The following is a 23,627-nucleotide window of genomic DNA, read 5'->3' as shown; positions in this document are numbered from 1 at the left end:
GGAAATCTATTCTCAATGGTGTGACCGAACCAAGCCGGACCGTACTCGACCGTCTCGACGCCGTGCGCGCGAGCGGGCGAATGCCGTTCTCGGTGGAATTCATGCCCCCGCGCGACGAGGCGGGGGAGGCCCGGCTGTGGCGCGCGGTGCGCACCTTCGAGCGGATGGATCCGGCCTTCGTCTCGATGACCTACGGTGCCGGCGGGTCCACCCGCGACCGCACCGTCCGCGTCACCGGCGAGATCGCCGCGTCGACCACCCTGCTGCCGGTGGCGCACCTGACCGCCGTGGACCACAGCATCGAGGAGCTGCGCGCGCTGATGGGCGCCTACGCCGATCAGGACGTGCGCAACGTGCTGGTGCTGCGCGGCGACCCGCCCGGTGATCCGCTGGGCAAGTGGGTGCGGCACCCCAAGGGGCTCAAGTACGCCAGCGAGGTCGTCGAGCTCGTGCGCGAGCTGGGTGATTTCCACGTGGGCGTGGCCGCGTTCCCGGAGGGACACCACCGTTCGCCCGATCTCGACAGTGACGTGCGGTACTTCGCGAACAAGCTGCGCTCCGGTGCCGACTACTCGATCACGCAGATGTTCTTCGACGTCGACGACTACCTGCGGCTGCGCGACGCCGTGGCGGCGCTCGATCCGGAGCAGGGCGCCAAGCCGCTGATCCCGGGCATCATGCCGATCACCTCGCTCAAATCGGTCTCGCGCATGGCCGAGCTGTCGAATGCGAAGATCCCCGATGCCATGCGTGCCGAGCTCTCGGCGGCCGCGGGCGACGGGCCCGAGGAGGATCGCGCCGCGGTCCGCGCCGTGGGCATCGAGATCGCCACCCGGATGGGTGAGCGGCTGATCGCCGAGGGCGCACCGGCGCTGCACTTCTGCACGTTGAACTTCGCGAAGGCCACCAGCGAGGTGCTGGAGAACCTGTCGATGCTGCCGGAGCCCGCGGGCACTACTTCTTGAGCTTCTCCCGCAGCCACTGCGGAAGCTCGACGAGCGATTCCGTCTCGCCGGAGTCCTGGCCCACCTTGGCGCTGCGGTCTCGGTTGACGTAGGCGACCGCGGCCACGACCGCGGCGGCGAGGAAGGACACGATCGCGGTGATCCACGACCACAGGGTGAACGAGGCGATCGACGGATCGGCGTAATCGGCCTCGGCGGTGAGCGCGGCGGAGGTGCCCGCGTTCAGCGTCCAGGTCACCAGATCGTCGTTCTCCTGCTGCCCGTTGGTGGCGGTCACCGGGCCGGGGAACTGCACCGAGACCACGATCACCGCCGAGTTCGGCGCCAGCGACGCCATATCGGCGGTACCCGACAGGATCACCGTGCCGCCGTTGCGCTGCACCCGCATCTTCATCGACGTCGCGGAGTTGTCGAAGGCCTGCGAGACCACCTCGCCGAGCTGGTTGAACTGCCCGAAGGTGATGGTCTCGAACAGCATCTGGGTGCCGATCTTGCCGTTCGAGTCGTACGCCTGCACCTGGGCCTGACCGGTCAGTTCCCCCGGCACCGACAGCTGCGGGCCCTTCGGGTCGGAGTTCGGCGTCTGCGCCGCCACGATCTTGCCGGACATGCGGTCGCCGGGGCCGGGGTTCGCGCACGCGGCGGGCACCGCCGCCAGGAACAGCAGCATGACCGCGGCGAGCAGCCGGGCCGGGCGGAACCGGGGCCGGGGCGTGTCGACTTGGCGGGATCGGGAGCTCACGACCGCCATCGTGCCAGGCCCCGCAGGTCGCGGGCGAGTAGCCGCGCCGCGATCCGGCCACTGGAACCGTTCACGCCCCCGCCCGGGTGCATCGACGCGCCCGCGAGGGCCAGGCCCGGCGCTCCCGGTACACGGGCGCCGGCCAGGTCCGGGACCGGCCGGAACAACAGCATGTTGTGCAGCGCCATCTCGACGTGCATCACGTTCCCGCCGAGCAGGCCGAGCTCGGATTCGAGAGTCGCCGGTGTCTGCACGTACCGGTGTTCGACCGTGTCGGCGAAGCCCGGCGCCCAGCGCTCGGTCTCGCCGACGATGCGATCGGCCTCCGCCTCGGCCAGGGCGGCCCAGTCGCCGCGGGCGAGCGCGTACGGGTACCACTGGGCCCACAGCGTGGTGTTGTGCCGGCCCGCGGGCGCGATCGACGGGTCCAGGCCCGAGAAGGTCATCGCCAGCACGGCGGGCCGACGGGGCGGATCGCCCGCCAGCATGTCGCCGCGGGCGCGGGCGAGGTGACCGCGGTCGGCGGTGAGCAGGCCCAGCCCCGATTGCTCCTGCAGCGGAACGCCGTCGAAGGCGGGTGGCGCCGTGGTGCCCAGGCGCAGCACCATGCCCACGCCCGGACCCACCTGGATCTGCCTGCGCCAGCGCTGGATCCGGTCGCCGTCGTAGCCGCCGGCGGCGAGCAGGTCGAGGGTCGTCAGTATGTGACACCCGGCCAGCACGGTGCGGGCGTGCACGGTGCGCGGACCGTCGGGCCCGGCGACGGTGACGCGCCAGCCCCGTCCGGCCCGGCGCAGCTCGGTGACGGGCGTGCCGAGTTCGACGGTGCCGCCGTCGGATTCGAGACGGCTGATCAGGGCTGCGGTCAGTGCCCCGCTACCGCCGACGGCGCGCCCCGGGGGCAGGGTGTGCATGAGTGCGGCGAAGCCGACCATCGGTGCGGTGCCGGGTTCGCTCATCGCGGGACCGGACTGCGCGCCGAACCAGGCCAGCGCGGCCTTGAGGCGTTCGTCGTCGAAGTACTCGTCGAGCAGGGCGTCGCCCGACGCGAGGTAGGCGCGGGACATGCCGACCACCGAGTCCCGCCCCTTGGTGGGCCAGAACGCCCGCCCCAGCCGGGCGGCCGTCGGACCGGCGCCGAAGGCGTTCATGGTGGCCCGGGCGCGCGGCGCCCAGTCGGCCACGAAGCGGCGGTACGCGGCGGCGTCCCGCGCCCCGCACGCCGCGGCCACCGAATCCACGGTGGCATCGAGGTCGGTGCGGAATACGATGGGCGGCAGCGAGGTTCCCGGGGGCACGGGTGCGAAGGCCCACGGATCGCAATCGATGTACTGCAGCCCGTGCGCGGCGAGACCGAGCTCCTCGGCGATGCCGGTGTGCCGGAACATCAGGTGGGCCGACGAGCCGCGGTCCACGCGGTACCCCGGGAACCGCTCCACGGTGCTCACCGCGCCGCCGGGCACCGCATCGGCCTCGAAGACGGAGACGCGCCGGCCGCGGGCGGCGAGGAGGGCGGCGCCCACCAGTGCGTTGTGGCCGGAACCGACCACCGCGACGTCGAGCTCGGCGGCGGTCACCGGGAGTAGGGGAGGTCGCGGCCCAGGACGGCGAAGGGGCGCGGATCGCCCGCGAACCGGAAATCACGGAGCACGTCGATGAATCCGGTGCGCCGGTACAGGCGCCAGGCGCGGTTCGCCTCGCCGGCGACCTCCGGGGTGGACAACAGGACGCGGACCTCCGGCCGCCCCGCGAGCAGGGCCGCGAGTAGGCCGCCGCCGACGCCGTGCCCCTGCGCCGTGGGGTGCACGTGCAGCTCGGTGAGTTCGAAGTAGTCGCCGGCGATCGCCTCGATCGCGGTGGGCGCCGTACCGCGGCGGGTGAGGCCGAGGCGGAGCTGCCGGTTCCACCACTGGTCACCGCCGCCGCTGTAGCCGTAGGCGATGCCCACGAGGTGGTCGACGAGCGTCCCGTCGGGTGTGGGGAGGGCCTGCACGGCGCCGAAGGCCGAATACCCGGGCCGCGCCAGATGCTCGCGCCAGGTGGGGAAGCGGTGCGCCTCGGTGCCCGCGGGATAGGCCATGGCCGCCACGTAGATCTGCAGGGCGGCGGGCATCCAGAGCGTGGCGTCCTGCGGGGAGAGCTCGAGGATCCGGGGCGCGGGCGGAGTCACTGCGGTCACGGTTCCTCCTCTCCCTTGACGTGTCGGTCCCTCACGCTATATTAGAAGTGATCGAATGGTTGTTCGATCACGGGCCATCGGATTGGCGCGCATGTTCTGGCGCCGGAGCGGAACGCCGATCCAGCGGTCGCCGGCGGGTCTGGCGCGAAACGAGGGAAGCGTTCCGTGTCAGTCCCGTCCGGTACAACGAGGTCAACGAGAACACGAATTCGCTTCGCCGAGATTCGAAGCGTCAGCAAGGAGAGGAGCCGTCATGGTCGACAACGTCACTCGGATCGATCGCGTCGGGTCGCGTCGGGTCGTCGGTCAGTCGGGTGCGGCCCGCATCCTGGACCGCGCCGATCAGTTCCTCGCCCGGGCCGGCGGCTCGCCTGCGCTCGCCGATCAGTACCGGGAGATCTACCACGCCGCGCTGCGTGGGGCCGCTGCGTTGCTGGCGGAGCGGGAGAAGGGAGTGCGCCGCCCAACACGTAATGCGTGGCTGCGCCTGGCGAAGGCGGCACCGGGCTACGCCGAGTGGGTGGCCTATTTCACATCGGTGTCCGGCGTCGTCGCGGCGCTCGAGACCACCGCGCGATCGGTCACCGCCGACGAGGTCGCCACGCTGCACGAACGGGTCCAAACCTTCCTGAATCTCGTCGAGTCCGACCTCGCGCCCGCGGCCTGAACCGATTCCGCACGGTATTTGTTCATCGGTTAGTGGTCGTGCGGTCGCAAGGCTCGTATCATGAGGGGAGGAGTTGGACCCCATGAGTGCTGAAGGAGGGGAACGTGCCACTCTCCGAGCACGAGCAGCGCATGCTCGATCAGATCGAGAGCGCGCTTTACGCTGAGGACCCGAAGTTCGCGTCGAATGTGCGCGGCGGCCGCCTCGGCGGCGCAGTCGGTAAGCGCCGCGTCGTCGCGGCGATCGGCTTCGCTGTCGGGTTGATGCTGCTCATCGCGGGAATGTTGCTCTCGCAGGTGCAGTACACGGTGATCGTGGGCATCGCAGGTTTCCTGCTGATGTTCGGCTCCGTGGTCTATCTGTTCTGGGCCGGGCCCAGCACGTCGGGCCCGCGCGGCACCGTCGCGGACGACGGTTCGGTCCGCGCACCGTCCGGCCGGGGCAAGGTGAACAAGGGCTCCGGCCCGTCGTTCGTCGCACGGATGGAAGACCGCTTCCGCCGTCGTTTCCCGTGATCCACTAACGCTTCATCGTCGCGCCGAGGGCCGCTGATCCACTGGATCGGCGGCCCTCGGCGTCTGTCGGGGCGAAATTCTGCCCTCGGTTGATCCGCTCGTAGCGAACGCAGTCGTCGTCCGAGCTTCCGCTGCCGGCCGATGCGAGCCGGTCGTCGCCGCGCCGCGCTGTCGCCCCGCTGCGCCCGTCGATACGCGGGCCGCGCGGTTTCGTCCCCCGCGCCGCGACCGTCCCCCCACTGTCCCGCGTCTGCGCTTGTTCCCGCTCCCGTTCCTTTGCCCCGCTCCCGTCGCATGGGGAGCGGGAAGGGGAAACGGGAGCGGGAGGCGCGACGGTGCGGCACCGCCGGCCCGGCACGCGTCCGGCCGCGGCGTAGGCGGCGCCACATCCTGGCAGGTCAGGGCGTTTCCCCACTTCTCCCCACCGGAGTTCCCCACATCTCCCCACGGACTCCATCTCAGACGTAACTCCTTTCTCTGACATCACAAGAATCTCGGCATTCACGGCCGCGCGACGAGGTGTGAGCAAGTCCGCCACGCCGGGCAGGTTCGCGTCCCCCACTTCACGCCACACATCTGACCTGCAGTAATCCTGAGAATTCCGTGCGAAACGCGTCGCGAGGTGGTTGAAAGTGGAGATTGGTGGGGTAATGTGGGGCGCACTGGAGAGAGACGCGCTACGCTGAAGGCTCGATCCAGTGACAGCCCCATCGGGGGAGGCGGGAGGTTGCCGTGATGTTCACGGGTACCTACACGCCGAAGCTCGATGACAAGGGACGGCTCACGCTTCCCGCCAAGTACCGCGAGGAACTGGCGGGAGGACTGACGATCACGAAAGGACAGGATCGAAGCCTCACGGTGTACCCGAAGGCGGAATTCGAGCGCATCGCCGAACGTGCGGACGCGATCGAATGGACCGACCCCGCGGGACGCGCCTTCTACCGCAACTTCTTCGCCAGCTCGGACGATCAGCGGCCCGATTCACAGGGACGCATCACGCTCTCGTCCGATCACCGCCGCTACGCAGGCCTCACCAAGGAATGCGTCGTCGTCGGATCGCGGAGATTCCTGGAGATCTGGGACGCGGAGGCGTGGGACGCCTACCAGGCACAGCACGAAGACGACTACGCACAGCCGCAGTCCGAATCGCTCAAGGCGATCTTCTAGCAGCACGCGGCCATCGCCGCGCTGCGGACGAGGTGGACCGAGGCCTGCGCCCGAAACGGCCCTGACGTACTTCCCCAACGCCAGGTACGGGTCGGGCGGGGACCCCGATTCACCGGTCCTCAACCACCGCACCACGACCGCCCACGTATCCGCATGTCCGCACGTGCCCTGGAGGAGCCATGCCCGAATCCGGTGAGGACTACGGTCACGTCCCGGTTCTGGCGACCCGGGTCCGCGAACTGCTCGCCCCGGCCCTCGCCCACGACGGTGCCGTCTACGTCGACGCCACCCTCGGTGCCGGCGGACACTCCGAGCTCATCCTCGACAGCTTTCCCGCCGCGCGCGTGATCGGCCTCGACCGCGATACCGATGCGCACGAGATCGCCGGCGAGCGACTGGCCCGCTTCGGCGACCGGTTCACCGCGGTGCACACCCGCTACGACGGAATCGCCGACGCGCTCGACGATCTCGGCATCGCCGCCGTGGACGCGGTGCTGTTCGATCTCGGCGTCTCCTCGATGCAGCTCGACCGCGCCGAACGCGGCTTCGCGTACTCGGTGGACGCACCGCTGGACATGCGGATGAACGCCGACGATCCGCTCACCGCCGCCGATGTGCTCAACACCTACAGCCACGGCGACCTCGCCCGGATCCTGCAGCGCTACGGCGACGAGCGGTTCGCCGGGAAGATCGCCTCCGCCGTGCTCAAGGAGCGCGAGAAGGAGCCCTTCACCACCAGCGGGCGCCTCGTCGAGCTGCTGTACGCCACCATCCCCGCGCCGGCCCGCCGCACCGGCGGACACCCCGCCAAGCGCACCTTCCAGGCCCTGCGCATCGAGGTCAACGCCGAACTCGCCTCGCTGGAATCGGCGGTGCCGCAGGCGCTCGACGCACTCGCGCCCGACGGGCGCATCGTCTTCCTCAGCTACCAGTCGCTCGAGGACAAGATCGTCAAGGCCGAGCTCGCCGCGCGCACCCGGTCGACCACGCCCGCCGGCCTACCGATGGATCTGCCCGGCACCGGCGCCACCTTCGAACTGCTCACCCGCGGTGCCGAACGCGCCACCGAAGAGGAGATCGCCGAGAACCAGCGTGCCGCCCCCGTCCGCATGCGGGCCGCGCGCCGACTGACCACCGACCCCCAGACGCACCGTCGAACCAGGAGCGCGCGATGACCGCACCGAACGCCACCACCGCACCCGGCACCGGTACCCGCGCACGGCGCGCACCCGGGCGCCGCGACGATCGCGACACCTCCCGTCCCCGTTCGAGTTCCGCGCAGCGGGCCCTGGCCCGGCGGCAGAAGCGCCTCGAAGCCGAACAGGCCGTGGTCGCCGCCGGCGGCCACGTCCGCGAGACCTCCGCCGAGCGTGCCCTGCGCCGGCACCGTGAGGGACCCGCGCCCGCTCTGCTGACCCGGCTGCCCAAGGCCCCGGCCGCTCTCGCGCGCCGGGTTCCGTTCGTGCTAGCCGTGATCGGCCTCGTCGGCGCCGGCCTGGTGCTGACCCTGTGGCTGTCCACCGGCAGCGCCGAGAACTCGTACGAGCTCAGCAGTCGCGAGCGGGTCAACGACACCCTCGCTGAGAAGCGGGCGGCACTCGAGCGTGATGTGAAGGCGGGGGAGAGCGCTCCCGGCCTCGCCCAGCGCGCCACCGAGCTCGGCATGGTCCCCGCCGGAACCCTGCCCGTCCTGGTCGCCGCACCCGACGGCAAGGTGACCGTGGTCGGAAAGCCCGCCCCCGCCACGGGATCTCCGAAGCCGGCGCTGAACCCGCCCGCGCCCACCACCGGGCAGGACTCCCAGACCGGCACCGCCGGATCCGGCGCGCCGAGCACCGCGAATCCCGGGGCCGGCCAGGGTGGCGGTGAACAATTGGTGACCATGAACTCCGGCACCCCGGCGGTCGCGAACACCGCACCGACGCAGGGCGCGACGCCGAGTCCGGCGCCGCCCGCCGCGACCCCGGCTCCCGCACCCGCCGCTGGAGCCGCGCGATGACCCGCGCACAGCGCCCGCCGACCTCCTCGCGGCCCACTCGGCGCCCCGGACCCCGCACGGCCGCACCGCGTTCGGCGTCGAGCGCCCCGCGATCCGCGCGCGCCCGGGTCAAGGGTGGCCAGCAGCCCGAGGTGGCCACCTCCTTCCTGCACCGCAGCCGCTTCTCGGGCTGGGTGATCGTGGCGATCTTCTCGGTGATCGCCGTCTGGCTCGGCGTGGTCCAGTTCGTGCAGGCCCCCGATCTGTCCGCGAAGGCGGCCAGCCAGCGGCAGGTCAAGGAGACGCTGCCCGCCACCCGCGGCGCCGTGGTCGATCGTTCCGGTCAGCCCATCGCCTTCACCATGGAGGCGAAGTCGCTCACCTTCCAGCCGGTGATCGTGCGCAAGCAGATCCAGGAGAAGTACGACAAGGACGTCGAGGCCCAGAAGTCGGGCGGCCAGGGGAACACCCCGGTCACCGTCGACGACCGCCTCCAGCAGATCGCCAAGAAGATCGTCTCGGTCCTCGGCGACGCCGTCTCCGAGCAGAAGCTGCTCGAGCAGCTGCGTGGCAACGAGACCTTCGTCTACCTCGCCCGCGGCGTCGACCCGGCGAAGGCCTCGGCCATCACCGACGAGTTCACCGAGGTGGGCGCCGAGCGCCAGTCCATCCGGCACTACCCGGGCGGCTCCCTCGCCGCGAACCTGGTGGGCTCCACCGGCTGGGACAACCGCGGCCTGATGGGCATGGAGTTCTCCCTCGACTCCATCCTCGCCGGCACCGACGGCAGCCAGACCTACGACCGTGGCTCCGACAACGCCGTGATCCCCGGCAGCACCCGCGAGGTGCACCCGGCCGTCAACGGGGCGAAGGTCACGCTGACGATCGACAACGACGTGCAGTTCTTCGTCCAGCAGGCGGTACAGGACGCCAAGCAGCGCTCCGGCGCGAAGAACGTGCAGGCCGTGGTCCTCGACGCGAAGACCGGCCAGGTGGTCGCGATGGCCAACGACACCACCTTCAACCCCGGCATCGGCGTGGCCAACAACCCGAAGTCGGCGCGCACCGGCAACCTGCCGGTCAGCAGCCCGTTCGAGCCCGGTTCGGTGAACAAGCTGATCACCGCCGTGGCCGCGATCGAGAACGGCAAGACCAAGCCCGACGAGGTGCTCCAGGTGCCCGGCACCATCCGGATGTCCGGCGTCACCGTCAAGGACGCCTGGGCGCACGGCACCGAGCCGTACACCACCACCGGCGTCTTCGGTAAGTCCTCCAACGTGGGCACCCTGATGCTGGCCCAGCGGGTCGGCGAGGACGCCTTCGCCGACTACGTCGACAAGTTCGGACTCGGCAAGGCCACCGGCGTGGGGCTCCCCGGCGAGTCCGGCGGCGAGGTCCCGGCCCGCAACCAGTGGTCCGGCGGCACCTTCGCCAACCTGCCCATCGGTCAGGGCCTGTCGATGACCCTGCTGCAGATGACCAGCATGTACCAGGCACTCGCCAACGACGGGGTCCGCGTGCCGCCGCGCATCATCAAGTCGGTCGACGGTGCCGCCGACCCGGCGCCCGCCGGTGAGCCGGTGCGGGTGATGAGCCCGGAGACCTCGCGCACCGTGCTCGACATGTTCCGCGCCGCCCTGCAGCGCGACCCCATGGGCTACCAGCAGGGCACGGGCCCCGGCGGCGCCGTGGACGGCTGGCAGATCAGCGGCAAGACCGGTACCGCGCAGCAGGTCGATCCGGCCACCAAGGCCTACTCGAACTCGATGTACAACATCACCTTCGCGGGGGTCGCCCCGTCGAACGATCCGCGGTTCGTGATCGGTCTCATGATGGACGCGCCGGCCCGCAGTTCCGACGGCACGGGCGGCCAGTCGGCCGCGCCGCTGTTCCACGACATCGCCGCGTTCATGCTGCAGAAGTACGGCGTGCCGCTCTCGCCGCCGGCACCCAAGCTGACGCTCGTGGCCGGGAAGTAGTTAACCGACCGGTAGGATTCATCGGTGCCCCAAACGACTCTCACGCGACCCGCCCACCCCCGCGGAGCCACGCTGACGGAGATCGCCGCGCAGGTACCGGGCGTCAGCAGCGCCCCGACCGCGGCGGCCGGCGTCGATGCCGATTCGGTCCGCTGCAGCGGCGCCACCATCCGCGCCCAGGACGCCCTCCCCGGCGACCTGTTCTGCGGCGTACCCGGCAACACCACCCACGGGGCCCGGTTCGCGCCCGAGGCCGTGGCCGCGGGCGCCGTGGCCGTGCTCACCGACGCCGCGGGCGCCCAGGTGCTCGCCGAGGCCGGCGTCGACGTCCCCGTGCTGCTGCACGACGATCCCCGCTCCGTACTCGGCCCCGCCGCGGCCGTGATCTACGGCGCACCGTCGAGCCGGATGACCCTCGTCGGCATCACCGGCACGTCCGGCAAGACCACCACCAGCTTCCTGGTGGAGGCCGCGCTCGGCTCCACCCAGGCCACCACCGGCCTGATCGGCACCGTCGGCACCCGGATCGCCGGGGTCGACGTACCCACCTCGCTCACCACCCCCGAGGGCACCGCCCTGCAGGGCCTGTTCGCCTCCATGGTCGAGCGCGGCGTCACCTCGGCCGTGATGGAGGTGAGCTCGCACGCGCTGTCCCAGAACCGCGTGGGCGGCACCCGCTTCGCCGTGGGCGCCTTCACCAACCTCAGCCAGGACCACCTCGACTACCACCCCACGATGGAGGACTACTTCGCCGCGAAGGCCCTCCTCTTCGTGCCCGACGAGTCCGGCGACGGTCCGGTGTGCGAGCAGGCCGTGATCTGCGTCGACGACGAGTGGGGCAACCGCATGGCCGATCTGCGCCGCGCCGCGGGGCTGCCGCTGGTCACCGTCGCCACCACCGGCCCCGCCGACTGGACCGCGGGTGCGGTCTCCGCGCACGCCGATGGCACCCAGCGGTTCACCCTCACCGGCCCCGGCGGCCAGACCTACGCCGCCACCGTCGGGCTGCCCGGTGCCTACAACGTGGCCAACGCCGCGCTGGCCCTGGTGATCGCCCACGAGGCCGGCGTGCCGCTCGCGGACGCGGTCCGCGGCATCGGCGCCGTCGCCGTGCCGGGCCGGGTGCAGCGCATCGACCGCGGCCAGGACTTCCTCGCGGTGGTCGACTACGCCCACAAGCCCGCCGCGCTCGACGCTGTGATCGCCACGCTCCGCGGCCAGACCGCCGGCCGGATCGCCGTGGTGGTCGGCGCCGGCGGCGACCGCGACCGCGGCAAGCGCCCGCTCATGGGTGAGGCCGCCGCCCGCGCCGCCGAACTGGTGATCGTCACCGACGACAACCCGCGCACCGAGGACCCCGCCGCGATCCGGGCCGCCGTCCGCGAGGGCGCCGAGGCCGTGCCCGGCGGCGGCGAGGTCCGCGAGGTCGGCGACCGACGTGCCGCGATCATCGAGGCCGTGAACTGGGCCCGCACCGGCGATGTCGTGCTCATCGCAGGCAAGGGACACGAGGCCGGCCAGGAGATCCACGGCGTCAAGCACCCCTTCGACGACCGCGACGAGCTGGCCGCCGCGCTGGACGCGCGAGGGGAGCAGGCATGATCGAGCTGACCCTGGCCCAGATCGCCGAGATCGTCGGCGGCACCCTGCACGATGTGCCCGATCCGGACGCGAAGGTCACCGGGACCGTCGAATTCGACTCCCGCGAGATCGGCCCCGGTGGCCTCTTCCTCGCCCTGCCCGGTGCCCGGGTCGATGGCCACGATTTCGCCGCCACCGCCATCGACAAGGGCGCGGTCGCCGTGCTCGGCGCCCGGCCAGTGGGCGTGCCCGCGATCGTCGTGCCCGTCTCCGGCGAGACCGACAACCGCGTCATGGCGCTGGAGAGCGACACCGACGGCGCCGGCGCCGCCGTGCTGGGCGCACTCGGCGCCCTCGCGGCGTACTGCACCAAGACGCTCGCCGCCGACGGCCTCACGGTGGTCGGCGTCACCGGCTCCGCCGGTAAGACCTCCACCAAGGACCTCATCGCCGCGGTGCTCCGCCCGCTCGGCGAGACCGTCGCACCGCCCGGCTCCTTCAACAACGAGATCGGCCACCCCTGGACCGCGCTGCGGGCCACCGCGTCCACCAAGTACCTCGTGCTGGAGATGTCCGCCCGCGGCGAGGGGCACATCGCCGCGCTGGCGAAGGTCGCGCCGCCGCGCATCGGCGTCGAGCTCAATGTGGGCACCGCGCACCTCGGCGAGTTCGGCTCCCGCGAGGCCATCGCCCGCGCCAAGGGCGAGCTCGTCGAGGCACTCCCGGCCGACGGTGTCGCGGTCCTCAACGCCGACGATGCCGCGGTCGCCGCCATGGCCTCCCGGACCGGCGCACGGGTCGTCTTCTACGGGACCGCCGACGCGGACGTCCGCGCGTCCGACGTGGTCCTCGACGCGCAGGCCCGCGCCTCCTTCACCCTGCACACCGCCGCCGGCACCGCGCCCGTCGCGCTCAAGGTGCACGGCGAGCACCAGGTGCACAACGCGCTCGCCGCGGCCGCCGTCGGCCTCGAGTGCGGCGCCACCCCCGCGCAGGTGGCCGAGGCGCTCTCCGCCGCCGGTGCCGCGTCCCCGCGCCGGATGGACGTCTTCACCACCGCCGACGGCGTCACGGTGGTCAACGACACCTACAACGCCAACCCCGACGCGATGCGCGCCGCACTGCGCAGCCTCGTGCTCATGTCCGAGCACGACGCCGACGGTGCCCGCCTGCCCGGCCGGGAGCGGCGCCGCACCTTCGCCGTGCTCGGCGAGATGGGGGAGCTGGGCGAGGAGTCGATCCTCGAACACGACCGCCTCGGCCGGTTCCTGGTGCGCCTCGACATCACCTCGACCATCTGCGTCGGCGGCTCGCGTGCGGTGCACGCGCTGTGGCAGGGCGCCGTGATGGAGGGTTCCTGGGGCAGCGAAGCCGTGCGCGTGGACACCCGCGAGGAGGCAGTGGAACGGCTGCGCGCGGAGCTGCAACCCGGCGACCTGGTTTTGGTCAAGGCCTCCAAGTCCGAGAAGATGTGGGAGGTCGCCGAGAGCCTCGGGCCGGCCGCGCACACCTCGCAGAACGAAGAGAACACGCAAGGGGAGTCACCGAAGTGATCCAGATCCTGTTCGCGGGCGGCATCTCGCTGGCCGTCGCGATCCTGCTCACGCCTGTGCTGATCAGGGTGTTCTCCCGGCAGGGATTCGGTCAGGAGATCCGTGTCGAAGGCCCCGAGAGCCACCAGACCAAGCGCGGCACCCCGTCCATGGGCGGCGTCGCGATCGTCGTGGCCCTGTGGGCCGGCTACCTCGGCGCGCACCTGCTGGGCTGGAACTCCGGTCCCGGACCGAGCGCCTCGGGCCTGCTCGTGCTCGGCCTGGCCACCACGCTGGCCTTCGTCGGCTTCCTCGACGACTTCATCAAGATCCGCAAGCAGCGCAACCTCGGCCTGAACAAGACCGCCAAGACCGTGGGCCAGACCATCGCCGCCCTGATCTTCGGTGTGCTCGCGCTGCAGTTCCCCAACGCGCAGGGCATCACGCCCGCCAGCGAGCACCTCAGCTACACCCGCGACATCAACGCCATCTCCATGGGCGCCATCGTCTTCGTGCTGTTCTGCTGGTTCGTGGTGTCCGCGTGGTCGAACGCCGTGAACTTCACCGACGGGCTCGACGGCCTGGCCGCGGGCTCGATGGCCATGGTGCTCGGCAGCTACGTGCTCATCACGTTCTGGCAGTACCGGTACGCCTGCACGGGCCCCCGCGGACCGTCGGCCGGCTGCTACGACGTGCGCGACCCGCTGGACCTGGCGCTGATCGCCGTCGCCGCGGGCGGCGCCTGCCTCGGCTTCCTGTGGTGGAACGCCGCGCCCGCGAAGATCTTCATGGGTGACACCGGCTCGCTCATGCTGGGCGGCCTGCTCGCCGGACTGTCGATCACCACTCGCACCGAGCTGCTGGCCGTGGTCCTCGGCGCCCTGTTCGTGGCCGAGATGGTCTCCGTGGTCACCCAGATCGCGGTCTTCCGCACCACCGGCCGCAGGGTGTTCCGGATGGCGCCCTTCCACCACCACTTCGAGCTGGCGGGCTGGGCCGAGACCACCGTGATCATCCGGTTCTGGCTGCTCACCGCGATCTCGTGCGGCCTGGGTCTGGTGCTGTTCTACGCCGAGTTCCTCGGCTCCGGCGCGGGCGGATAGCGATGGCGACGCTTCCCGGGCCCGGCGCGCACGTCCTCGTCGCGGGCGGGGGCGTCACCGGTCCGGCCGTGGCCCGGGCACTGCTCCGGCTCGGCGCCGAGGTCACCGTGGCCGACGGTAAGCCCACTGCGCGCGCGAAGATCGCCGCCGACGTACCCGGGATCACCGTGACCGATCTCGACGGGCTCGATCCGTCGGGGTTCGACCTCGTCGTGGTGGCGCCGGGCTTCCGCCCCGACGCCCCCGTGGTGCGGGCCGCGGAGCGCGCCGGTGTCCCCGTGATCGGCGACGTGGAGCTGGCCTGGTGGATCGACCGCGCGGGTGCCTTCGGGGCCCCGCGGCAGTGGCTCGTGGTCACCGGCACCAACGGCAAGACCACCACCACCCAGATGCTCGAGGCCATCCTGCTCGGTGCGGGGGTCCCGGCGGTGGCGTGCGGCAACATCGGCCGCCCGGTGATCGACGCGATCGCCGACGACGCCGATCCGCGAGTGCTCGCCGTGGAGCTGTCGTCCTTCCAACTGCACTGGGCGCCCTCGGTGCGGCCGCGCGCCGGGGTGGTGCTCAACATCGCCGAGGACCACCTGGACTGGCACGGCTCGATGGCGGCGTACACGGCCGATAAGGCACGCGCACTGTCCGGCGAGATCGCCGTGGTGGGGCTCGACGATCCGGTGGCCGGCGGGCTGCCCGCCACCGTCGGGTTCACCGTCGGGGAGCCGCAGCCGGGGCAGTACGGCGTGCGCGACGGTGTCCTGGTCGACGGTGCCGGAGCGCCCGTCGTCGCGGCGGACCGGATCTCGCCGCCCGGTCCCGCCGGCATCGCCGACGCGCTGGCGGCGACCGCGCTGGCGCAGGCCGTCGGTGTCACCGCCGAGCAGGCGGGCGAGGCGCTGGCCGCGTTCCGGGTGGGCGCGCACCGCGCCGAGCCGGTCGCGACGGTGCGCGGCGTCACCTACATCGACGATTCCAAGGCCACCAACCCGCATGCCGCCCAGAACTCCATCGAGGCGCACGAGCGCGTGGTGTGGGTGGCGGGCGGCCAGCTCAAGGGCGCCGATATCGATCCGCTCGTCGCCCGCGTGGCGCCCCGTCTCGTGGGTGCGGTGCTCCTGGGCCTGGACGCCGGGTTGATCGCGGCGGCAATGGCGCGACACGCGCCGGATGTACCGGTGGTTCGGGTGACTTCAGGCGACGATAGTCCTGTGTCTCCTGTGACTAATGATGCGAACCGTTCTGTAGGGACGTTTGTGGCTGGCGATGTGCGAGTGTCCGGCGATGCGGATGCGGTCATGTCCGCGGCCGTCGACGCCGCCGCTCGACTCGCCGATGTCGCAGGTCAGACTGGCCCCGCCCCGGTGGTCCTGCTGGCGCCGGCCGCGGCCTCGCTCGACATGTTCACCTCGTACGGCCACCGCGGCGACGCCTTCGCCGCCTCGGCCCGCGCGCTCGGAGCGGCGTCGTGAGCCGCGCCCGCGACACCGAGGCCCTGCCCGAGGACCTCGAGCCCGGCGCCGTCAACGCACCCGAGAGCACCGAGTTCGAGGTGCAGCCGGGGCAGACCGTGCCCGATCTCGACGACGCGGCGCCCCGCCGCGGCGGCGCCGATATCGCCCGCACCGGCGCGAGCATGCTCCGCGATACGGCCGTCAACATGGCCACCGCGCTGCGCCGCCCGCTGGCCTCGTACCACCTCGTGCTCGGCCTCACGGCCGTGCTCACGGTGCTCGGCCTGGTGATGGTGCTCTCGGCCTCCTCGGTGGAGGACATCAGCGCCACCGGCTCGCCGTACAGCAAGTTCACCAGCCAGCTGATCTACGTCGCCCTCGGTGTGGTGGCCTTCTTCGGCGCGCTGTACCTGCGCCCCACCCTGCTGCGCCGGGTGGCCCTCGGCGGCGTGCTGGTGTCGATCGTCCTGCTCATCGCCGTGCTGGTCCCCGGCATCGGCACCAAGGTGGGCGGCGCCCGCCGCTGGATCGATGTGGGCGGCTTCACGCTGCAGCCCTCCGAGATCGCCAAGGTCGCGCTCATCGTGTGGGGCGCGCACCTGCTGGCGGACCGCAGCCGCACCGGCGGACTCAAGGAACTGCTGCTGCCGCTCGGCCCGGTCGCGGTTCTCATGGCCGCGCTGGTGGTGGCCGAGCCGAACCAGTCGACCGCCATGATCATCGCCGTCACCGCCGGCATGCTGCTGTTCTACGCCGGACTCTCCTCGCGACTGTTCCTGTCCATCGGCATCGCCGGTATCTGCGCCGCGGTCTTCCTGGCCCTGATGGAGGGCTACCGCTCGGCCCGCCTGTCCGCGTGGCTCGGCCGCACCAACGACACCCTCGGCGTGAGCTACCAGTCGAACCAGGCGCGGTACTCGCTCGCCGACGGCGGCTTCTTCGGCGTGGGCCTGGGCAACTCCACGGCCAAGTGGAGCTACCTGCCCAACGCGCACAACGACTTCATCTTCGCCATCATCGGCGAGGAGCTCGGTTACCTCGGCGCCGGTGTGGTGATCCTCATGTTCGGCCTGCTCACCTGGGTCGGCCTGCGGATCGCATGCCGGGTGGCCGATCCCTTCCTGCAGCTCATGTCGGCCACGATCACCACGCTGATCGCCCTGCAGGCCATCATCAACATGGGCTACGTGGTGGGCCTGCTCCCCGTGACGGGCATCCAGCTGCCGCTGCTGTCCGCGGGTGGCAACTCGGTGATCCTCGTGCTGTTCATGCTGGGACTGCTGGCCGGTGCCGCGCGGCACGAGCCCGAGGCCATCGCCGCGCTCGCCGGTGGCGGTGCCGGGCGGGCCGGGCGCCTGTTCCGCCTGCCCAAGCCGCACCCGTACGTGCCGCCGCGGCCCACCCGCGCCGCCGCCCCGCGGGCGGGGGAGCGTCGTGCGCCTGCGCGCCCCGTGGCGCCGTCGCCGTACGATCGACTTCCGTACGGAGACGCGCGCCTCGCGCGGCCCCGTCGGGACGTTCCGCCCGCCCGGCCCCAGCGCCGGTCCGGCGAGCCCTGGCGCGGCGAGCGGGCCCGCGTTCAGGATCGGCCCGCCTCCGGATCGCGGCGCCGTGGAGAGGAAAAGGGTAGACGGGCGTGGTGAGTTCTTCGGTCTCGGTGGTGGTGGCCGGCGGTGGCACCGCAGGACACATCGAGCCAGCGCTGGCGGTGGCCGACGCGGTTCGTGCGGCCGACCCCGGGGCCCGGGTCACGGCGCTCGGTACACCCAAGGGACTCGAGGGCACCCTGGTGCCCGCCCGCGGGTACGACCTGCGGATGATCCCGCCGGTGCCGCTGCCCCGTAAGCCCAACGCCGATCTCGCGAAACTGACCTTCCGGCTGGCGAGTACGGTGCGCCGCACCCGCGCGGTGCTCCGCGATGTCGGCGCCGATGTGGTGGTCGGCTTCGGTGGCTACGTGGCACTGCCCGCCTACCTCGCCGCGCGCAGCATGGGCGTGCCGATCGTGATCCATGAGGCGAACGCGAGCGCCGGCATCGCCAACAAGGTGGGTGCGCGCCTGGCCACCAAGGTCTTCGCCGCCGTGCCCGGCTCCGGCATCCACGCCGAGGTCGTCGGCATTCCGGTGCGCAGCTCCATCACCGGGCTCGATCGCACCGCCCTGCGCGCGCAGGCCCGCGCCCACTTCGGGCTCCCCGCCGACGGCCCGGTGGTTCTGGTCTTCGGCGGCAGCCAGGGCGCGGTCCGGCTCAACGACGGTGTGGTCGGTGCGGCACGGGATTTCGCGGACGCCGGTATCGCCGTGCTGCACGCCTACGGGCCCAAGAACGCCGTCGATGTCGATGTGCCCGGCTATGTGGCCGTGCCCTACCTCTCACGCATGGATCTGGCCTACGCGGCCGCCGATCTCGCGGTCTGCCGCTCCGGCGCGATGACGGTGGCCGAGGTGGCCGCGGTGGGCCTGCCCGCGGTGTACGTGCCGCTGGCGCACGGCAACGGGGAGCAGGCGCTCAACGCCAAGCCGGTGGTGTCCGCCGGCGGCGGACTCCTGGTCGACGATGCCGCGTTCACCCCGGACCTGGTGCGCGAGACGGTGATCCCGCTCGCCGCCGATGCGGATCGGCTCGCGGCCATGGGTGCCGCCGCCGCCGGGACCGGTCACCGCGACGCCGCGGGCACCGTCGCCGCGACTGCCCTGGACCTGGGAGGCCGGCGATGAGCGATCTGCCCGAGAAGCTGCAGCGTGTGCACATGGTGGGCATCGGGGGCGCCGGTATGTCCGGCATCGCCCGCATCCTGCTCTCCCGCGGCGGCGAGGTGTCCGGCTCCGATGCGAAGGAGTCGCGCAGCGTGATCGCGCTGCGCGCGCGCGGCGCGCAGGTGCAGATCGGGCACAGCGCCGAGGCCCTCGATCTGCTGCCCGGCGGCCCCACCGTGGTGGTCACCACGCACGCGGCGATCCCCAAGGACAATCCCGAGCTGGTGGAGGCCCGGCGGCGCGGCATTCCCGTGATCCTGCGCCCCGAGGTACTGGCCGACCTCATGGAGGGGTACCGCACGCTGCTGGTGAGCGGCACCCACGGCAAGACCTCGACCACCTCGATGGCCGTCGTCGGCCTGCAGCACTGCGGCGGCAATCCGTCGTTCGCCGTGGGCGGCGAGCTCAACGAGTCCGGGACCAATGCCTTCCACGGCACGGGCGACGTCTTCGTCGCCGAGGCCGATGAGTCCGACGGCTCGCTGCTCCAGTACAGCCCCGACGTGGTGGTCGTCACCAATGTCGAGGCCGATCACCTGGACTTCTTCGGCTCGGAGGAGAAGTACGTCGCGGTCTTCGACGCCTTCACCGAGCGGATCCGTCCCGGCGGCACGCTGGTGGTGTGCCTGGACGATCCGGGCTCGGCGGCCCTGGCCCAGCGCACGCACGCCGCGCTCCGGGCCCGCGGCGTGCGGGTCTTCGGCTACGGCGAGGGCACGCACCGCGACCTCGCTCCCGATGTCACGCTCATCGCGGAACTGCTCGAGTACAAGCCGCGCGCCGAGGGCGGCATGCTCAAGGTGCGCTTCTCCGACGAGAACCGCAAGGTCACCGAGCGCGCGATCATGCTCTCCGTGCCGGGACGGCACATGGCGCTCAACGCCATTGCAGCCACCATCGCGGTGGTCAACCTGGGCTACCCGACGGCCAAGGTGATCGCCGGTATCGAATCCTTCGGCGGCGTGCACCGCCGGTTCCAGTTGCGCGGCACCGAGGACGGGGTGCGGGTCTTCGACGATTACGCGCACCATCCGACCGAGGTGCGCGCGGTGCTCACCGCGGCCGCCGAGATGGTGGCCAAGCAGGCGATCCCGGGACGGGTCGTCGTGGCCTTCCAGCCGCACCTGTACTCGCGCACCGAGCAGTTCGCGGGCGAGTTCGCCGAGGCGCTCAGTCTCGCCGATCACGTGGTGGTGCTCGATGTGTACGGGGCGCGTGAGGCGCCGCTGCCCGGCATCACGGGGGAGCGGATCGCCGAGAAGGTGACCTCCGCGGTGACCTACGTGCCCAGCCAGGCCGATGTGGCGACCACCGTCGCCGACGTGGCGCGTCCGGGTGACGTTGTGATCACCATGGGCGCGGGCGATGTCACGATGCAGGGGCCCACGATCCTGGCCGCGCTGGCGCACCGCGGCGGAGGGGCCGCTCGGTGACTGCGCCCGCACCGCGCCGGCAGGTGCCGGGGCTGCGCCGGCTGCTGGTGCTCGTCCTGGTGCTCATCGTCGCGGGCGGCCTGTTCGCCATCGCCTACTTCACCCCGCTCATGTCGGCTCGCAACGTCTCCGTCACGGGTGCTGCGCACGCGCCCACCGAGGAGATCGAGAAGGTCGTCGAGCCGCTCAAGGGCAAGCCGCTGCTGCAGATCACGAAGTCGCGCACCGCGGAGTACGCGGCCGCGGTGGTGCGGGTGAGCCCGTGGATCGACTCGGCGACGATCACCGTCTCGTATCCGTCGACCCTCGTCGTCGAGGTCACCGAGCGCGAGGCGGTGGCGTACGCCGATCGTTCCGGCGTCACCCTGGTCGACGCCAAGGGGGTGCCCTTCATCAAGGTGGGCGAGCCCCCGATCCTGACGCCGAAGCTCACCGTCGAGAACCCGGGTGCCGACGATCCGAACACCAAGGCGGCGATCAGCGTGCTGCAGTCGCTGCCGCAGGACATCCGCGGCCAGGTCGTCGAGATCGGCGCCGATTCGCCGGCGAACGTGCGATTCGTGCTGCGGGACAAGCGCGTCGTCTACTGGGGCGACGCCTCCCGCGCGGATGCGAAGGTGGCCGCGCTCAAGGTGGTGCTCACCCGCCCGGGCCGCGAGTTCACCGTGATCGACCCCGACGTGCCCACCACGCGCTGAGCCGGATCGGCCCGATCGCGGCGATGTGACACGGTTTTTCGCCGACACGCCCACGCGCCTGCGGGCATCGGGCCCCATGGGCCTCTACCTTGGTTTCAGAGCAGCTACTTGACATAACTTTAAGCCTGTGGTTGAGGTTTAGGGTTCTGGAGGGTCGCGAGACCAACCCGCACATCCAAGGAAGGCGAAACATGACCGCCGCGCACAACTACCTCGCCGTAATCAAGGTCGTCGGCATCGGCGGTGGCGGCGTCAACGCCGTGAACCGGATGATCGAACAGGGCCTCAAGGGTGTCGAGTTCATCGCCATCAACACCGACGCCCAGGCGCTCATCATGAGCGACGCCGACGTCAAGTTGGACGTCGGCCGCGAGTCCACTCGCGGCCTCGGCGCCGGCGCCGATCCCGAGGTGGGCCGCAAGGCCGCCGAGGACGCCAAGGACGAGATCGAGGAGCTCCTCAAAGGCGCCGACATGGTCTTCGTGACCGCGGGCGAGGGCGGCGGTACCGGCACCGGTGGCGCACCCGTCGTCGCGAGCATCGCCCGCAAGCTGGGCGCGCTCACCGTGGGTGTCGTGACCCGTCCGTTCACCTTCGAGGGTGCGCGCCGCGGCAAGCAGGCCGACGCCGGCATCACCGCGCTGCGCGAGTCCTGCGACACGCTGATCGTGATCCCCAACGATCGCCTGCTGCAGCTCGGCGATGTGAATCTCTCGGCGCTGGACGCCTTCAAGAGCGCCGACGAGGTGCTCCTCAACGGTGTGCAGGGCATCACCGACCTGATCACCACGCCGGGTCTGATCAACGTCGACTTCGCCGACGTCAAGAGCGTCATGTCCGGTGCGGGCAGCGCCCTCATGGGCATCGGCTCGGCGCGCGGTGAGGGCCGCGCCCTCAAGGCCGCCGAGCAGGCCGTGAACTCGCCGCTGCTGGAGACCTCGATGGAGGGTGCGCACGGCGTGCTCATGTCCATCGCCGGCGGCAGCGACCTGGGCCTGTTCGAGATCAACGAGGCCGCTTCGCTGGTGCAGGAGGCCTCGCACGAGGACGCCAACATCATCTTCGGCACCGTGATCGACGACAACCTCGGCGACGAGGTGCGGATCACCGTGATCGCCGCCGGTTTCGACGGCGCGGCACCCGTGCGCCGCACGGTCGCGGCACGCACCATCGGCCAGCACACCGCCCCCGACGCCGCCGAGGCGCCGGATGCGGGGCGCGGCAACGTCTTCGCGCGTCCCCCGCGCACCGACGATCCGTTCCCGGCCCGCACCTCCATCCGTGAGTCGGGCGACGAGGACGATCTCGACGTCCCGTCGTTCCTGCAGGGCCGTCGCTGACGACCCCGCCGGGCGGGCATCGGTAGCCTCGAAGGCATGACTGATCCGGCGAGCACACCTGTCGTCTCCGCGCGCGTGCGGCGGGTGACCACCACCCGTGCGGGCGGCGTCTCCGCGGCGCCCTACGACACCTTCAATCTCGGCGACCACGTCGGCGACGATCCGGCGGCGGTGGCGGCCAATCGGCTCCGGCTGGAGCGTGAGATCGGCGTCGCCCCAGGGCATGTGGTGTGGATGGAACAGATCCACAGCCGCACCGTGACCGTGGTCGACGGTCCGCGCGAGCAGCCCGTCGAGGCCACCGACGCGCTGGTGACCACCGTGCCCGGGCTGGCGCTGGCGGTGCTCACCGCCGATTGTGTTCCCATCCTGCTCTCGGACGACGAAGCGGGCGTCCTGGCCGCGGTGCACGCGGGCCGCGTCGGTGCGCGGATCGGCATCGTGCCCACGGTGATCGAGGCGATGCGCGATCTCGGCGCCCGCCCCGAACGCATCGGTGCCTTCCTCGGCCCCGCCGCCAGTGGCGGCAAGTACGAGGTTCCCGCCTCCATGGCCGCCGATGTCGAGGAGCACCTGCCCGGCAGTCGCTGCCGCACCGAGAAGGGCACCGACGGACTCGATCTGCGCGCCGGGATCCGGCGCCAGCTGCAGAGTCTCGGCGTGACCGCGGTCGCCGAGGACCCGCGCTGCACCATCAGCGACCCCACCCTGTTCTCGCACCGCCGGGGCGCCCCCACCGGTCGCATCGCCTCGGTGATCTGGATCGACCCCGGCACCGGGGACGCGAGCGCACGGTGAGCCGCCGCGAGGAGCTGGCGGCGGGCCTCGCCGCCACCCGCGCTCGACTCGACACCGCCTGTCGCGACGCCGGCCGCGCCCCCGCCGAGGTGACGCTGCTGCCGGTCACGAAGTTCTTCCCCGCGTCGGATGTCGCGCTGCTGCAGGAGTTGGGCTGCACCGACTTCGGCGAGAACCGGGAACAGGAGGCCGCGGCGAAGGCGGCCGAGCTGAGCGATGCCCGGTTCCACATGCTGGGGCACATCCAGCGCAACAAGGCCAAGTCCGTCGCGCGGTGGGCGGCGATGGTCCACTCGGTCGACAGCATCCGGCTCACCGACGCGCTGGAGCGCGGGGCCGCCGCCGCGCTCGACCGGGGCGACCGCAGCGCCCCGCTCGACGTGCTCGTCCAGATCAGTCTCGACGGTGACCCGGCGCGTGGGGGAGTACCGCGCGCCGATCTCGAAGCCCTGGTGACCACGATCGCCGCCGCGCCCTCGCTGCGGCTGCGCGGCGTGATGGGAGTGCCTCCGCTGGAAGCGGATCCGGAGCGCGCCTTCGACGAACTGGCCGGTCTGTGGCGGGGCCTGCGCGCCGATCACCCGGCGGCCGACGTCTTCTCCGCGGGAATGTCGGGTGACCTGGAGCTCGCCGTGAAACTCGGATCCACGTGTGTGCGTGTCGGAACCGCGATTCTGGGGCAGCGCCCACTAATCTCACATCCATAACGACAGTCACAACCGTCACACCAGCCCATGCAGGCGC

At 71.6% G+C, this 23,627-nt stretch carries 21 protein-coding genes; 18 read left to right on the top strand and 3 right to left on the bottom strand.

Annotation, left to right across the window (positions count from 1 at the left end; all coding sequences use genetic code 11):
• The first annotated feature begins 20 nt into the window (after positions 1 to 20).
• Positions 21 to 965, top strand: coding sequence for a methylenetetrahydrofolate reductase [NAD(P)H] (metF, locus tag TTY48_RS01385; protein ID WP_220655811.1), 945 nt, complete (start codon positions 21 to 23; stop codon positions 963 to 965).
• Here the strand turns inward: metF and TTY48_RS01380 are convergent.
• From TTY48_RS01380 to TTY48_RS01370, 3 genes are read right to left on the bottom strand one after another with little or no spacing between them, the layout of a single operon-like run.
• On the bottom strand, positions 955 to 1,707 hold the full coding sequence (locus tag TTY48_RS01380; protein ID WP_220655810.1) for an LppM family (lipo)protein: 753 nt from the start codon (positions 1,705 to 1,707) through the stop codon (positions 955 to 957). The genes metF and TTY48_RS01380 overlap by 11 nt on opposite strands.
• Positions 1,704 to 3,284 carry an NAD(P)/FAD-dependent oxidoreductase gene (locus tag TTY48_RS01375; RefSeq protein WP_220655809.1) on the bottom strand — a complete coding sequence of 527 codons (1,581 nt, stop codon included), beginning with the start codon at positions 3,282 to 3,284 and terminating at the stop codon, positions 1,704 to 1,706. Before TTY48_RS01375 ends, TTY48_RS01380 begins: the two co-directional genes overlap by 4 nt.
• Entirely contained in the window at positions 3,281 to 3,886 is a 606-nt protein-coding gene (locus TTY48_RS01370) for a GNAT family N-acetyltransferase (RefSeq protein WP_255585454.1), read from the bottom strand. Before TTY48_RS01370 ends, TTY48_RS01375 begins: the two co-directional genes overlap by 4 nt.
• 253 nt (positions 3,887 to 4,139) lie before the next feature.
• Here TTY48_RS01370 and TTY48_RS01365 point away from each other — a divergent pair, with 253 nt between their 5' ends.
• The 17 genes from TTY48_RS01365 to TTY48_RS01285 all read left to right on the top strand — a co-directional run bounded on the left by TTY48_RS01365 (position 4,140) and on the right by TTY48_RS01285 (position 23,590).
• On the top strand, positions 4,140 to 4,553 hold the full coding sequence (locus TTY48_RS01365) for an SAV_6107 family HEPN domain-containing protein (RefSeq protein WP_220655808.1): 414 nt from the start codon (positions 4,140 to 4,142) through the stop codon (positions 4,551 to 4,553).
• A gap of 104 nt (positions 4,554 to 4,657) precedes the next feature.
• Complete coding sequence (locus tag TTY48_RS01360; protein ID WP_220655807.1) at positions 4,658 to 5,068, top strand: DUF3040 domain-containing protein; 411 nt, start codon at positions 4,658 to 4,660, stop codon at positions 5,066 to 5,068.
• A gap of 735 nt (positions 5,069 to 5,803) precedes the next feature.
• Positions 5,804 to 6,235: a division/cell wall cluster transcriptional repressor MraZ gene (gene mraZ, locus TTY48_RS01355; RefSeq protein WP_220655806.1), complete on the top strand. Its 432-nt coding sequence runs from the start codon at positions 5,804 to 5,806 to the stop codon at positions 6,233 to 6,235.
• Between the two features lie 179 nt (positions 6,236 to 6,414).
• The gene (gene rsmH / locus TTY48_RS01350) at positions 6,415 to 7,410 is read left to right on the top strand and encodes a 16S rRNA (cytosine(1402)-N(4))-methyltransferase RsmH (RefSeq protein WP_220655805.1); all 996 of its coding nucleotides are present in this window, start codon (positions 6,415 to 6,417) and stop codon (positions 7,408 to 7,410) included.
• Positions 7,407 to 8,234, top strand: coding sequence for a hypothetical protein (locus tag TTY48_RS01345; RefSeq protein ID WP_220655804.1), 828 nt, complete (start codon positions 7,407 to 7,409; stop codon positions 8,232 to 8,234). Before rsmH ends, TTY48_RS01345 begins: the two co-directional genes overlap by 4 nt.
• Positions 8,231 to 10,192 carry a penicillin-binding protein 2 gene (locus tag TTY48_RS01340; protein WP_220655803.1) on the top strand — a complete coding sequence of 654 codons (1,962 nt, stop codon included), beginning with the start codon at positions 8,231 to 8,233 and terminating at the stop codon, positions 10,190 to 10,192. The genes TTY48_RS01345 and TTY48_RS01340 overlap by 4 nt, the downstream gene beginning before the upstream one ends.
• 24 nt (positions 10,193 to 10,216) lie before the next feature.
• The gene (locus tag TTY48_RS01335) at positions 10,217 to 11,794 is read left to right on the top strand and encodes a UDP-N-acetylmuramoyl-L-alanyl-D-glutamate--2,6-diaminopimelate ligase (protein ID WP_220655802.1); all 1,578 of its coding nucleotides are present in this window, start codon (positions 10,217 to 10,219) and stop codon (positions 11,792 to 11,794) included.
• Entirely contained in the window at positions 11,791 to 13,326 is a 1,536-nt protein-coding gene (gene murF, locus TTY48_RS01330; RefSeq protein WP_220655801.1) for a UDP-N-acetylmuramoyl-tripeptide--D-alanyl-D-alanine ligase, read from the top strand. Before TTY48_RS01335 ends, murF begins: the two co-directional genes overlap by 4 nt.
• A complete protein-coding gene (mraY, locus tag TTY48_RS01325) occupies positions 13,323 to 14,408 on the top strand; it encodes a phospho-N-acetylmuramoyl-pentapeptide-transferase (RefSeq protein WP_220655800.1) in 1,086 nt (361 codons plus the stop codon). The genes murF and mraY overlap by 4 nt, the downstream gene beginning before the upstream one ends.
• 2 nt (positions 14,409 to 14,410) lie before the next feature.
• A complete protein-coding gene (gene murD / locus TTY48_RS01320) occupies positions 14,411 to 15,874 on the top strand; it encodes a UDP-N-acetylmuramoyl-L-alanine--D-glutamate ligase (protein ID WP_220655799.1) in 1,464 nt (487 codons plus the stop codon).
• Positions 15,871 to 17,499 (top strand): putative lipid II flippase FtsW, encoded by a 1,629-nt coding sequence (gene ftsW, locus TTY48_RS01315; protein ID WP_220655798.1) that lies wholly within the window; start codon positions 15,871 to 15,873, stop codon positions 17,497 to 17,499. The genes murD and ftsW overlap by 4 nt, the downstream gene beginning before the upstream one ends.
• The gene (gene murG, locus TTY48_RS01310; RefSeq protein WP_220655797.1) at positions 17,493 to 18,575 is read left to right on the top strand and encodes an undecaprenyldiphospho-muramoylpentapeptide beta-N-acetylglucosaminyltransferase; all 1,083 of its coding nucleotides are present in this window, start codon (positions 17,493 to 17,495) and stop codon (positions 18,573 to 18,575) included. Before ftsW ends, murG begins: the two co-directional genes overlap by 7 nt.
• Complete coding sequence (murC, locus tag TTY48_RS01305) at positions 18,572 to 20,047, top strand: UDP-N-acetylmuramate--L-alanine ligase (RefSeq protein WP_220655796.1); 1,476 nt, start codon at positions 18,572 to 18,574, stop codon at positions 20,045 to 20,047. Before murG ends, murC begins: the two co-directional genes overlap by 4 nt.
• Entirely contained in the window at positions 20,044 to 20,745 is a 702-nt protein-coding gene (locus TTY48_RS01300) for a cell division protein FtsQ/DivIB (RefSeq protein ID WP_220655795.1), read from the top strand. The genes murC and TTY48_RS01300 overlap by 4 nt, the downstream gene beginning before the upstream one ends.
• 191 nt (positions 20,746 to 20,936) lie before the next feature.
• A complete protein-coding gene (gene ftsZ / locus TTY48_RS01295; RefSeq protein WP_220655794.1) occupies positions 20,937 to 22,085 on the top strand; it encodes a cell division protein FtsZ in 1,149 nt (382 codons plus the stop codon).
• A gap of 36 nt (positions 22,086 to 22,121) precedes the next feature.
• Positions 22,122 to 22,883 carry a peptidoglycan editing factor PgeF gene (pgeF, locus tag TTY48_RS01290; RefSeq protein WP_220655793.1) on the top strand — a complete coding sequence of 254 codons (762 nt, stop codon included), beginning with the start codon at positions 22,122 to 22,124 and terminating at the stop codon, positions 22,881 to 22,883.
• Complete coding sequence (locus TTY48_RS01285) at positions 22,880 to 23,590, top strand: YggS family pyridoxal phosphate-dependent enzyme (protein ID WP_220655792.1); 711 nt, start codon at positions 22,880 to 22,882, stop codon at positions 23,588 to 23,590. Before pgeF ends, TTY48_RS01285 begins: the two co-directional genes overlap by 4 nt.
• Positions 23,591 to 23,627 lie beyond the last annotated feature (37 nt).

This window comes from Tsukamurella sp. TY48 (assembly GCF_019656655.1).
GTDB lineage: Bacteria > Actinomycetota > Actinomycetes > Mycobacteriales > Mycobacteriaceae > Tsukamurella > Tsukamurella strandjordii.
This window is presented reverse-complemented; position numbering and strand designations above follow the sequence as displayed.